Origin of the sequence: Sphingobium indicum B90A, from assembly GCF_000264945.2 — a bacterium.
Classification (GTDB): domain Bacteria; phylum Pseudomonadota; class Alphaproteobacteria; order Sphingomonadales; family Sphingomonadaceae; genus Sphingobium; species Sphingobium indicum.
In genome coordinates this window covers 907211-920614 of sequence record NZ_CP013070.1, presented here as the reverse complement: position 1 = coordinate 920614, position 13404 = coordinate 907211, and the positions used below count along the sequence as shown (strand labels likewise).

General features: G+C 67.0%; 7 protein-coding genes. 4 read left to right on the top strand and 3 right to left on the bottom strand.

The genetic code is table 11. The features are described from left to right. The 3 genes from glgB to SIDU_RS04485 all read right to left on the bottom strand — a co-directional run bounded on the left by glgB (window position 1) and on the right by SIDU_RS04485 (window position 5946). Window positions 1–2166, bottom strand: coding sequence for a 1,4-alpha-glucan branching protein GlgB (gene glgB / locus SIDU_RS04495; RefSeq protein WP_007688748.1), 2166 nt, complete (start codon window positions 2164–2166; stop codon window positions 1–3). An 18-nt stretch (window positions 2167–2184) separates the two neighbouring features. Beyond that, on the bottom strand, window positions 2185–4653 hold the full coding sequence (locus SIDU_RS04490; RefSeq protein ID WP_007688746.1) for a glycogen/starch/alpha-glucan phosphorylase: 2469 nt from the start codon (window positions 4651–4653) through the stop codon (window positions 2185–2187). Window positions 4654–4740: 87 nt separating this feature from the next. Beyond that, window positions 4741–5946 (bottom strand): serine hydrolase domain-containing protein, encoded by a 1206-nt coding sequence (locus SIDU_RS04485; RefSeq protein ID WP_025771893.1) that lies wholly within the window; start codon window positions 5944–5946, stop codon window positions 4741–4743. A gap of 206 nt (window positions 5947–6152) precedes the next feature. Between SIDU_RS04485 and SIDU_RS04480 the strand changes: the two genes are divergently transcribed. The 4 genes from SIDU_RS04480 (at window position 6153) to SIDU_RS04465 (ending at window position 13393) form a co-directional block, all read left to right on the top strand. Continuing rightward, window positions 6153–6665, top strand: coding sequence for an RNA polymerase sigma factor (locus SIDU_RS04480; protein WP_007688742.1), 513 nt, complete (start codon window positions 6153–6155; stop codon window positions 6663–6665). Between the two features lie 55 nt (window positions 6666–6720). Beyond that, window positions 6721–7650: a FecR family protein gene (locus SIDU_RS04475; RefSeq protein ID WP_007688740.1), complete on the top strand. Its 930-nt coding sequence runs from the start codon at window positions 6721–6723 to the stop codon at window positions 7648–7650. Beyond that, window positions 7634–10081 carry a TonB-dependent receptor domain-containing protein gene (locus tag SIDU_RS04470; RefSeq protein ID WP_007688738.1) on the top strand — a complete coding sequence of 816 codons (2448 nt, stop codon included), beginning with the start codon at window positions 7634–7636 and terminating at the stop codon, window positions 10079–10081. Before SIDU_RS04475 ends, SIDU_RS04470 begins: the two co-directional genes overlap by 17 nt. A 102-nt stretch (window positions 10082–10183) precedes the next feature. Further along, window positions 10184–13393, top strand: coding sequence for an autotransporter outer membrane beta-barrel domain-containing protein (locus SIDU_RS04465; protein WP_025771891.1), 3210 nt, complete (start codon window positions 10184–10186; stop codon window positions 13391–13393). The last annotated feature ends 11 nt before the right edge of the window (window positions 13394–13404 follow it).

Here is a 13404-nt window from a genome sequence, read left to right as displayed (position 1 = left end):
TCAATAGTCCAGTTCCAGCATCAACGTCGCGAGCGGCGGAATGGTGACATTGGCCCATCCTTCCTCATCGGCGGTGACGATCCCCATATTGCCCGCACCGCTGCCGCCATAGTCGGCGGCGTCGCTGTTGACGATCTCTCGCCAGCGGCCGCCGGAGGGCAGGCGCATGCGGTAGCCGTGGCGCAAGGTCGGCGTGAAATGGCTGATGACGACGATGGGCGACAGGCCGGGCGCGCGCCGGACCCAGGCGAAGACCGAGTCCGCCGCCGCGTCGACCAGCACCCATTCGAAGCCCTCCGGCTCGCAATCGCGGGCATGCAAGGCGGGATGGGAGCGATAGAGGCGGTTGAGGTCGCTCACCAGCAACTGCACGCCCCGGTGCGGCGCATGATCGAGCAGGTGCCAGTCGAGCGCCCGCGCCTCGCTCCATTCGGCCCGCTGGGCGAATTCCTGGCCCATGAACAGCAGCTTCTTGCCCGGATAGCCCCACATCATGGCGTAATAGGCGCGCAGGGTCGCGAATTTCTGCCAGTCGTCGCCGGGCATCTTGTGCAGCAGGGACGCCTTGCCGTGCACCACCTCGTCATGGCTGAGCGCCAGCACGAAATTCTCCGTAAAGGCGTAGAGCAGGCCGAAGGTGATGTCGTCATGATGATGGGCGCGGTGCACCGGATCGCGCGCCAGATAGCGCAGCGTGTCGTGCATGAAGCCCATATTCCACTTGAAACCGAAGCCCAGGCCCCCTTCATGGACGGGGTGGGACACCTTCGGCCAGCTCGTCGACTCCTCGGCAATGGTCATGACGCCGGCATGGGTGCCGTAGAGCGCCTTGTTCATCTGCCGCAGGAAATCGACCGCCTCCACATTTTCCCGCCCGCCCTGGCTGTTGGGAATCCACTCCCCTTCCTTGCGGCTGTAGTCGAGGTAGAGCATGGAGGCGACGGCGTCGACGCGCAGCCCGTCGACATGGTAGCGCTCCGCCCAGAAAAGGGCGTTGTTGACCAGATATTGCGCCACTTCCCGCCGGCCGAAATTGTAGATCGCCGTGTTCCAGTCGGGATGGAAGCCCTTGCGCGGATCGGCATGCTCATAAAGGGCGGTGCCGTCGAAATGGGCCAGCCCATGGGCGTCGGTCGGGAAATGGGCAGGCACCCAGTCGAGGATGACGCCTACCCCCGCCCGGTGCGCGCCGTCGACGAAGCGGGCAAAGCCCTCCGGATCGCCGAAGCGGGCGGTCGGCGCGTAAAGCCCTGTGGTCTGATAGCCCCAGCTTGGATCATAGGGATATTCGCTGATCGGCAGGAATTCGATATGGGTGAAGCCCATGCCGACCACATAGGGGATCAGCCGGTGGGCCAGCGCGTCCCAGCTGAGGAAATTCCCATCCTCGCCGCGCTGCCAGGAGCCGGCATGCACCTCATAGACGGAAATGGCTTCGCGGCGTGGATCGGCCCTTTCCCAATAGGCGCGGTGGCGCTCGTCGCCCCAGTCATGGGCCGGGACCGCCGCCACGATGGAGGCTGTCGCGGGCCGCAATTCGGAACGAAAGGCGAAGGGGTCGGCCTTTAGCGGCAGGACTTTCCCGTCAGGCCCGACGATCTCATATTTATAGGCGCTGCCCACCCCCAATTCGGGCAGGAAGATTTCCCATATTCCCGCATCCTGCCGCCGCCGCATCGGCGCCCGGCGACCATCCCAGCGGTTGAAGTCGCCCACCACCGACACCCGCGTCGCGTTGGGCGCCCATACCGCGAAATGCGTGCCCGCCACCCCTTCATGGGTGATGATGTGCGCGCCCATCTTGTCGAACAGCCGGGCATGCGATCCTTCGGCGAAATAATGGTCGTCCATCGGACCCAGCACCGGGCCGAAGCTGTAGGGATCGATCAGCGCATATTCGCCGCCGTCGGCATAGGTCGCATGATAGCGCAAAGGCTGGCGCTTGCGGATGGACAGCTTGCCGAAGAACAGCCCCGCCGGATCGATCCGGTCCAGCGTCCCGACCGCCTTGCCGTCCAGCCGATGCGCCGTGACGCTGACCGCGTCGGGCAGCAGGACGCAGGCGGTAAAGCCCCCCTTCCCCGCCGGATGGACGCCCAGCGTCGCGAAAGGATCGTCCTCCCGCCCCTCCAGCAGGCGGGCGATCTGTTCCGGGGTCAGGCCCACGCTAGATACGGCCCCGCGTCAAACCGGCACTTTCCAGATGTCCGTCGCATATTCCCTGATCGTGCGGTCCGACGAGAACCAGCCCATGCGCGCGACATTGTGGATCGCCTTGCTCGCCCAGAGCGCCTGGTCATGCCATATCCCGTCCACCCTGCGCTGCGCGGCGGAATAGCTGTCGAAATCGGCCGCGACCATGAACCAGTCATGATCGTAGATGCCCTGCACCAGATCCCTGTAGCGTCCCGGATCGTCGGGGGAAAAGACGCCGCTCGCGATCGCGTCCAGCGCCTGGCCCAGTTCGCGGCTCTGGCCGATCACCTCGCGCGGGTCGTAGCCATGGGCGCGCCGTTCGTTCACCTGCGCGGCGGTGAGGCCGAAGATCACGATATTCTCCTCCCCCACATGGTCGCGCATCTCGACATTGGCGCCGTCCAGCGTGCCGATGGTGAGCGCGCCGTTGACCGCGAACTTCATGTTGCCGGTGCCCGACGCCTCCATGCCCGCGGTCGAAATCTGTTCGGACAGGTCGGCGGCCGGAATCATCATTTCCGCCAGCGACACATTGTAATTGGGCACGAACTGCACCTTCAGCAGGCCCTGAACCGCCGGGTCGTGATTGACCGCCCGCGCCACGTCGCCCGCCAGCTTTATGATCAGCTTGGCGTTATGATAGCTGGGCGCCGCCTTGCCGCCGAACAGCTTGACCCGCGGCACCCAGTCCTTCTCCGGATGCGAGCGTATCTGGTCGTAGAGCGACACCGCCTCGATGATGTTGAGCAACTGCCGCTTATATTCGTGGATGCGCTTGATCTGGATGTCGAACAGGGCGGAAGGATCGATCCGGGCGTTGACCCGCTGGCGCAGCAGATCGGCCAGCGCCACCTTGTTGGCGCGCTTGACGGCCAGGAATTTCTCCTGGAAGGCGCTGTCGTCGGCGAAGCGATCCAGTTCCCGCAGCGCTTCGGGATCGTCCATGAAGCGGTCGCCTATCGCCTCGCGGACCAGTTCGAACAGCCCGTGATTGCACTGCATCAGCCAGCGGCGGAAGGTGACGCCGTTGGTCTTGTTGTTGATCCGCGCCGGGTAGAGGCGGTGGAAATCGGCGAACACCGTTTCCTTCATGAGTTCGGTGTGCAGCGCCGACACGCCGTTGACGCTGTGCGATCCGGCGAAGGCCAGATTGCCCATGCGCACCCGCCGCTCTCCCCCCTCGTCGATCAGGGAGATGGCGCCGATCGCCCGGTCGTCGAACTGGCCCGACCGCCGCGCCTCGCCCAGCAGGCGGCTGTTCACCGCATAGACGATCTGCATGTGCCGGGGCAGCAGCCGTTCGAACAAGGGCACGGGCCAGCTTTCCAGCGCTTCGGGCAGCAGCGTGTGGTTGGTGTAGCTGAACGTCCGGCGGGTGATGTCCCACGCCTCGTCGAAATCGACGCCGTGATTGTCGAGGAGGATGCGCATCAGCTCCGCGACGGCGACCGCCGGATGGGTGTCGTTGAGCTGGATCGCCGCCTTGTCCGGCAGGGTGCGGATGTCCTCGAAATATTGGATATGCCGCCTGACGATGTCCTGCAGCGAAGCGGAGGAGAAGAAATATTCCTGCCGCAGCCGCAATTCCTGCCCCGCGGGCGAACTGTCGGCGGGATAGAGCACCCGCGTCAGCGCCTCCGCCCTGTTGCTTTCGGTCAGCGCGCCCAGATGGTCGCCGGCGTTGAAGCGGTCGAGCAGGATCGGGTCGATCGGCTGCGCCTCCCACAGGCGCAGCGTATTGACCCGCTTGCCCCGCCAGCCCGCGATCGGCGTGTCATAGGGCGTGGCGATGACCCGCTCGGCCGGGCGCCAGCGCATCTGGTGCTGGCTGGCGTCCTCATTCTCCGACGGGTCGACCCGCCCGCCGAAGCCGATCTCATAGCTCGCCTCGCGCCGTTCGAATTCCCAGGGATTGCCGTGGGTCAGCCAGGTTTCGGGCAGTTCCACCTGCCAGCCGTCCGAAATCTCCTGCCGGAACATGCCGTTCACATAGCGTATGCCATATCCATAGGCGGGCACGTCGACCGTCGCCATGCTCTCCATGAAACAGGCCGCCAGCCGGCCCAGGCCGCCATTGCCCAAAGCCGCGTCCGGCTCCAGCGCGGCGATGATGTCGATGTCGACGCCCAGCGAACTCAATGCCGCCTGCATGTCGTCCAGCATTTCCATGTTGGACGCCGCGTCGCGCATCAGCCGGCCGATCAGGAACTCCAGGCTCAGATAATAGACCCGCCGACCCTGCTGCTCATAGGTTTTCTCCGTGGAGGCGATCCAGGCGTCGATCACCCGGTCGCGAATGGCGAGGATCACCGCGTGCAGCCAGTCGTGCGGCTTGGCGGCCGTGGCGTTCTTGCCGATCCGGTAAGTCAGCCGCTCGACGATCTCATGGGCGAGAACCTGTGGATCGACCTGCCGCGGGGCGGGCTTGGGGAGGGTGGTTTGGCCTTTCAGGTTCATAAATGCGCCCCTTTCGCCTTCGAGTCCGGGCGCGATGATGGCACGCCCTCCCGACGCTCGCCAACAGCAAATTTTGCAGCGCAGCAATTAATCGGCCCGGCTTTCGATGATGGCGTTGCGAATACCCTGCCTCAACTCGCGACGAACCGGATGGATGCTGGAGGGAAAATGCTGGGTCATAAAAATGCCGATCAGCCGCTCGGCCGGATCGATGAAGAAGAAGGTCGAGAAGACGCCGCCCCAATAATATTCCCGCGTCCGCAGGTCCGTCGCGAAGCCGAGGCCGAAACCGACGCCCGCATAGTCCGCCTCGCTGAACATGGAGGAGGACAGGCTGGAAAGGTCGGCCCCGCCCGGCAGGTGATTGGCGTGCATCGCCGCGACCGTCTCCGGCTTCAGCAGCCGCGCGCCGTCCAGTTCGCCGCCGCGCAGCAGCATCCGGGCGAAGCGGTGGTAATCGGCGACGGAGGAAATGAGGCCCCCGCCGCCCGAACGCAGCCTGAGCGGCCTGCGCCACCCGCTGCGGGCGCCCCGGTCGTAAAGCGACAGCGTGCCGTCCGGTCCCCATTGCCAGGCGTCCGTCATCCGCTCCACCCGGTCCTCCGGCAGTTCGAAGAAGGTGTCCGGCATGCCCAGCGGATCGAAGATGCGCTCCTGAAAGCAGCGCTCCAGGTCCAGGCCGCCCAGCCGCTCCACCACGACGCCCAGCACGTCGGTGGACACCGAATAATTCCAGCGCTCGCCCGGCGAAAATTCGAGCGGCAACGCGGCGAGGGCGGCGATGAACTCGTCGGAACCGCGCTTCTGCTGGAACTCGTCGAGGCCAAGATCGCGGTAGCGCGCATCGATGGCGGTCTGCCGCTGCAAGCCGTAGGTAAGGCCGGACGTATGGCGCAGCAGGTCGATCATCAGCATCGGCCGCCGCATCCGCCCGCTTCCATCGGCGCCGACGGCAAGGTCGGCGAATTCCGGCAATATCTTCGTCACCGGATCGTCCAGCGCCACCAGCCCCTGCTCCACCAGCATCATGAAGGCGACCGACGTCACCGGCTTGGTCATGGAGGCGATGCGGTAGAGCGCGTCCTCGGCCAGCGGCTCTCCCGTCGCCCGCGCAATGCCGCTGTGGACCGACATGATCGGCTGCTCGTCCCGCGACACCAGCAAGTGCATATGGGGCAGCTTGCCGGGCGCGACATAGCGGTCGTGAAGGATGTCGGCCAACGCCTGCAATTTCCCGGCGTCCATGCCCGCCGCCTGCGCTGCCTCCGCGTCCACCCGCCCTGTAAGCTCCATCGATCCTCCTGCCGGCGCTCATCGACGTTCGCCCTTCCGTCATCCCAAGCCCGGGATGGCGGTCATGGGGCGAACTTCGAATGCAAGGCACTAGAACAGGCAGGCGCGCCCTGCAAATGCCATGCCCCTTCCGCTGCTTGCCCGTTGCAACACTTCCGTCAGGCCATTATGCCAGCCCGCCTGATCCCATTGGACGCAAGTTCTTCATGGCTACCGGCCTTTCCGCCATATTCCTGCACAACCGGCCCGCCCTGCTGCGGTTCCTGCGCGCGCGCGGCGCGGGCGACGAGTCCGAAGACCTGTTGCAGGACATGTGGATGAAGCTGGAGGAGAAGGATCTGGGGCCGGTCGCCGACCCCCTCCCCTATCTCTACCGCATGGCGAACAACCTGATGCTCGACCGCTATCGGTCCGCCACCCGGCGGGAACGGCGCGAACAGGATTGGGCGGAGGGCGCGGGCGGCGTGATGGCCGACCCGTCGGAGGACGTCGCCGTCGACGAACGGCTGATCCTGAACGAGCGGCTGGAGGAGGCGCGCGCCGTGCTGCAATCCCTGGGGCCAAGGGTGGAACTGGTGTTCCGCCGCTTCCGCCTGGAGGGGGTCGGACAAAGGCTGATCGCGGAGGAACTGGGCGTCAGCCTCACCACCGTGGAGAAGGATCTGCAAAAGGCCTATCGCGCCATGATCGCCCTCAAGCGAAAAATGGATACGGAATGAGGATCGCGGCGGCGTCTGGCTCAGATGAGGGGCTGACATGAACAGGGCTGGAGCCATGATGAACGAGGAGGCGCTCGGATGGGTCATCCGCACGCGCGATCCCGAATTTGCCGATTGGGAAGCCTTCACTGCGTGGCTGGAGGCCGATCCCGCGCATGCGCCCGCTTATGATGCGCTGATGGCGGCGGACGGCGATCTGGCGGACATCGTTCCGGCCGAACCTGTCACCATCGCCGTGCCCGCCAACGACGCCGGACCGCGAGGCTGGAGGCCGATGCGCTGGCTGGCGGGGGGCGCGATCGCGGCCGCGCTGGTCGGCTCGGTTTCGGTTGGCCTGATGAACCGGCCGGACATCTATACCGTCGCCACGCGGCCGGGCGAAACCCGCACCATCGCGCTGGACGAAGGCACCCGCGTCGAGATGAACGGCGGCACGACCATGCGCTTCGACCGGCATGACCCGCGTTTCGCGGCGCTCGACAGCGGCGAGGCGGCCTTCACCGTCCGGCATGACGCGAAAAACCCCTTCCGCGTGACCGTGGGCGACGCGCTGTTCGAGGATGCGGGCACCGTCTTCAACATCGTCCGCACCGGCAATGCGACCCGCATCGGCGTGTCGGAGGGCGAGGTCATCTACAATCCGAAGGCGGAAGCCATCGCCCTGCCCGCCGGCCGCGCCCTCATGGACGACGAGAACGGCCTGCGCGTCATGGACATCGCGCCCGACGCCGTCGCGAGCTGGCGTCAGGGCCGCCTTACCTACGCCAATGCCCCGGTGACGCAGATCAGCGCCGACATCGCCCGTTCATTGGGCGTCCGGCTCACCGCCACGCCCGGCGCGGGGGCGATGCGCTTCACCGGCACGATCCGCCTGCACCGCGACCCGGCGCGGTTCTTTGGCCAGGCGGCGCCGCTGATGGGCCTCAGCGCCGTCAGGCAGGGCGACGGCTGGCTGTTGAGGGAGGGGGATGGCCCGCCACGCTGACGTCCTGTTCGTCGCCGCCCTCGCCATGATGGCCGCTTCGCCTGGGCAAGCGGCGGAAAGACAGCAGATCAGCATCGCCCCCGGACGGCTGGGCGAGGCGGCGATAGCGCTCGGCCGCCAGACCGGCGCCAGCATCGGCATGTCGGACCAGTCGCTGGCGGGCATGGCCACTCCCGCCGTGGAGGGACGCATGACGGTGGAAGCCGCGCTCAAGCGGCTGGTCAAGGGCAGCGGCGCCAGCATCCGGCGGATCGACGCGACCACCTGGCGGATCGTCCGGACGCCGGCGGTGGTGCGCGAGCAGCCCCGCGCCCGCATCGCCCAACCCGCTCCGCAAGCCGCGCCCGAACCGGCCGAGATCATCGTCACCGCATCCAAGCGCGACACCCCGCTTCCCCGCTATGCCGGGATGGTCGATGTGGTGGGCGACGACGCCTTCACCGCCGGGGAAGCGGCGGGCGGCACGGCCAGCCTGATCTTCCGCGTGGCGAGCCTCAGTTCCACCCATGCGGGCACGGGCCGCAACAAGCTGTTCATCCGCGCCATCGCGGACTCCGGCGTTGCCGGACCGACCCAGGCGACGACGGGACAATATCTGGGCGACATGCGGCTCAACTATGCCGCGCCGGACCCGGACCTGCGGCTATACGACATGCAGGGCGTGGAGGTGCTGGAAGGGCCGCAAGGCACGCTCTACGGCGCGGGATCGCTGGGCGGCATCGTGCGCATGATCCCCAATGCGCCCAACCTGGTTCGCGCCGGCGGGCAGATCTCCGCCGGGCTCAGCGCGACGCAGCATGGCGATCCGGGCGGCGACCTGGCCGCGACGATCAACCTGCCGGTCGTGACGGAGAAGATCGCGCTGCGCGTCGTCGGCTATGGCGTGCAGGACGGCGGCTATATCGACGATGTGCTGCGCGACAGGCATGACGTCAACCGCATCCGCACCCATGGCGGCCGCGCCGCGCTGCGTTTCGCGCCGGACGAGAACTGGACCATCGACCTCACCGGGGTCTTCCAGCGGATCGAGGGCGACGATGCGCAATATGCCGCCAAGGAGATAGGCGACCTCAAGCGCGCCTCCGCCGTCGCCCAGCCCTATTCGTCCGACTATGCGCTCGCCAACCTGAGGGTAGAGCGGCAGTGGGACGATCTGCGCTTCGTCTCCTCCACCGGCTTCGTGCGCAACATATTGACGGAAAGCTACGACGCGACGCCCTATGAGATGGCCGGGGCGGACGCGCCCGCCGCCCTGTTCCGGCAAAGGAACAAGGTCGACATCTTCTCGACCGAAAACCGCATCGTCCGCGACCTGGACAATGGGCTGGGCTGGATATTGGGCGCATCCTATCTGGAAAGCACGTCGGACATTCAGCGCTCGCTGACTTCCTACGGCACGGACCTGATGCAGCCGCAGGTCATCCCCGGCGTGCCGATGTACGGGCGCGGCATGCCCGCCACATCGACCGGCGTGCACAACCGCATCCGGGAGGCGACGCTCTTTGGCGAGGCGTCGTTCGAACCTGTGCGCGGCCTGATCGCCACGGTGGGCGGCCGGCTGACCAACAGCCGCCTGACCGGCGAGGTGCTGGACCCCATCGCCCTGTTGTCCCTGGCCGCCATCGCGAAGGCGGAGGCGCAGGCGAACCGGAGCGAGACGATCTTCCTCCCCTCCTTCTCCCTGCTGACGGACGCCCTGCCGGGAATGACCGTCTATGCCCGGTTCCAGCAGGGCTTCCGTCCCGGCGGGCTGGCGGTCGACGACCAGCATATCCAGCGGTTCCGCAACGACCGCGCGTCCACGCTGGAACTGGGCTTCCGCAGGGGCGTGCCGGGCGTCGATCCGGTCGCGCTCACCGGCAATCTCGCCTATACCAGGTGGCGGGACATCCAGGCCGACGTCACCGACCGGATCGGCATTCCCACCACCGCCAATATCGGGGACGGGCGCATCTACACGGTGGAGGGGCGCGTCGCCATCCGCCCCGCGCCGCGGCTGACGCTGGACGGCAGCATCATCTACAATGACAGCCGCCTCAGCCGCCCGGCGCAATTCCTGCGCCTGCTGTCCTATGAGGGGCAGTCGCTGAGCCTGCCCAATGTCGCCAATTGGGGCGGCCGCATCGGCTTCGACTATCGCGCGCCGGTGGGCGGGGAGATGCGGTTCCAACTCAGCGGCTCGGCCCGCTATGTCGGCAAGTCGCGGCTGGGCGTCGGGCCGCTGCTGGGCCGGGAACAGGGCGACTATGTGGACACGGCGTTCACCGCCGCGCTGACGCATGGGACGGTGCAATGGTCGCTGTCCCTCGCCAACCTGCTCGACAGCAGCGGCAACCGCTTCTCGCTGGGCACGCCCTTCGACCTCAGCGGGGATTATGTGACGCCGCTGCGTCCGCGCACTGTCCGGCTGGGGCTGGATTTTGCCTTCTGATCCTGCATCGCATTATTTTTAACGGACGGGACAGGCGTTCCCGCGCCGTCTTCGCCGCATGCGCGCTCATCGGAAAGAGGCGCGGCACGCAGAGGAGACATCATGCGCAATCTACTGGCCTGCACGGCCATCGCTCCCGTTCTGGCCGCCCTGTCGGTGGCCGATGCGGCGGCGGAAACCACCATCGGTTCCTCCACCACCACCGCCGTCCGCACCTCGACCGTCGCCAATGGCGCCGCCGATGACGTGACGGTCAGTTCCGCAGGATCGATCACCCTGACCGGCGGCACCGCCATCACCCAGGACAGCAACAACAAGGTCGGCAATGCCGGCACGCTGAAGATTTCGGGAGCGGACGGCGCGACCGGCATCCGCGCCGTCGCGGGCACCAGCGGCACTATCAGCCATAGCGGCACGATCACCCTGGACGAGGATTATACGCCCGCCGATGACGACAAGGACGGCGACCTGGACGGTCCCTTCGCCAAAGGTTCGAACCGCAACGGCATCTGGGTCCAGTCGGGCGCGGCGCATATGGGCAATATCGACAGCAGCGGCACCATCACCATCGAAGGCAATCAGTCCGCCGGCATCCGCATCGACGCGCCGCTGACCGGCAATCTGTCGACCAGCGGCTCCACCAGCTTGGTGGGCGACAATAGCCATGGCGTGCTCGCCAATGCGGTCGCCGGCAATGTCACCATCCGCGGGACGACGGCGGTCACGGGGGCCAACAGCACCGGCCTCGCCCTGCAGGGGGACGTGACCGGAGCGGTGAAGATCCAGGGAACGATCACCAGCACCGGCTATCGCTATATTTCGCGTCCGAGCGACGTTTCCAAGCTGGACGCGGACGATCTGCTTCAGGGCGGATCGGCGGTGACGATCGCCGGCAATGTCACGGGCGGCGTCATCTTCGACATTCCGCCGACGCTCGACAGCAGCAAGCCCGACGTCGACAATGACGGGCTGACCGACGCCAGCGAAGGCTCCGCCAATATCATCGCCTACGGCTCCGCCGCCGCCGTGCGGATCGGTTCGGCCACGGCGGCCACGACCATCGGTCCGGTGGCCGCGGACAGTTCCGGCTATGGCCTGATCGTCAAGGGGACGATCACAGGACAGGGCGTCTATAACGGCGTCAGCGCCAATGGCCTGGCCATTGGCGGGCTGGGCGGCGACGTCACGCTGGCAAAGGGCCTGCTGGTGTCTGGGTCGGTCGGCGCGGCGTCCTATGACAGCAATGCGACGGCCATTCGCCTGGGCAGCGGGGCCACGGCAGACACCATCCAGGTCGGCGGCGCGGTGAGCGCGACCGGATCCAGCGTCGCCGGCATGTCGGCGCGCGCGCTGGTGATCGACGCGGGCGCGACGAGCCGCGCCATCGTCAACAGCGGCGCCATCTCCGCCACGGCGCTCAGCAGCAAGGACGGCGCGGCCGTCGCCATCCTCGATTCCTCCGGCACGGTGTCGTCGCTGTCCAACAGCGGCACCATCTCCGCGACTGGGGGCAAGAGCGGGTCGAACGTCGCCGTCGATCTGAGCGCCAACGGCAGCGGCGTCACCCTGACGCAGTCGCTTGCCTCCGCCACGGCGAGCGCGCCCAGGATCACGGGCGACGTGCGGCTGGGGTCGGGCAACGACGTCGTGACCGTCTCGGCCGGCGGCATCGCGGGCAATGTCGACCTGGGCGGGGGCAGCAACAGCTTGGCGCTCTCCGGCTCCTCCACCTTGGCGGGCAATGTCGCGCTGGGCGGGAACGGCTCCAGCCTGGGCCTGTCGGGAAGCGCGCAGATCAATGGCGACGTGGATTTCGGCGGCGGCGCGTCGACCCTGACCCTTTCCGGCACCGCCGCGCTCAACGGCGCGATCGGCAATGCCGGCAATGTCGCCGTCGCGATGAATGGCGGCACGCTCAACGCCGGCAACAAGGGCGCGGTCGCGCTTGCCTCGCTGGCGGTCGGCGCATCCTCCGTCATCGGCGTGACGGTCGACACGGCCAACGGCACCAACACGCTCTACAATGTCGCGGGCGCCGCAACCTTCGCCAGCGGATCGCAGGTCAAGGCGACCTTGACCAGCGTCGTCGGGTCGGAGGGCGATTATGTCATCGTCCGCGCCGGATCGCTGAGCGGCACGCCCGCCCTCTCCAGCACCACGCTGATCCCCTATATGTTCAAGGGCGGCATCGCCAGCAACGCCGCGACGGGGGAAGTGACGCTGTCGATCGCCGCCAAGACCGTGTCCGAACTCGGCCTGACGGGATCGCAGGCGCGGGCCTATGACGCGATCTTCAACGCGCTGGACAAGGACAGCGCCGTTGCGGGCCGCTATCTTGCCATCACCGACGGCGACGCGCTGAAGGCCAATCTGCAACAGATGCTGCCCGACCATGCCGGCGGCACGTTCGAGGCGGTGACCGCCGGTTCGCGCGCGACCGCCCGCATCCTGGCCGATCCGGGCGGCATCTATCGCACCGACGACGGGCGCCTCGGCTTCTGGCTGCAACAGGTGGCGTTCGGCAGTTCCAAGAGCCTGGGCGACACTGCGTCCTACGACATCACCGGCTGGGGGGCGAGTTTCGGCGCGGAATATCTGACGGGGATCGGCGCGCTGGGCGCATCCTTCGCCTATATCCATGGCAGCGACTCTTCGGGCAGCACCGACAATGCCGTGGATTCCGACCAGTTCGAACTGGCGGCGCACTGGCGGGGCGATTTCGGCCCGTTCCAGGCCTATGCGCGCCTGTCGGCCGCCCATGTCGATTTCCGCGGCAGCCGCCATTTCGAGTCCGGCGACGTCGTGCGCGCGGCCGACGGCGACTGGTCGGGCAAGCTCTACTCCGCGACGGCGGGCGGCTCCTATGAGATGCGCTTCAACCGCTTCACCCTGCGTCCGGCGGCCGGCGTCGATTATTACCGGCTGAAGGAAAACGGCTATGGCGAGACGGGCGGCGGCGCTGCCTTCGACCTGATCGTCGACGGGCGCACCAGCGACGAACTGACCGCCAGCGGCAACGTCACGGTCGGTTACGACTTCGGCAGTCTCGACCGCGAGGACGGCTGGATGCGGTTCGAGCTGGAAGGGGGACGGCGCCAGATCATCGGCGGATCACTGGGCGACACCACCGCCCGCTTCGCCGGTGGGGAGGACTTCACCCTGGTCGCGGACAAGCGCACCAGCGGCTGGACCGGGCGCGCCCGGCTGATCGGCGGCACTGGAAGTTTCCGCGTCGGCGGCGAATTCGGGGCGGAAGAACAGCAAGATCACGTAGCCCTTTCGTTGCGGGCGACGGTAAACTTCATTCTGTGACGTCCTAGGCA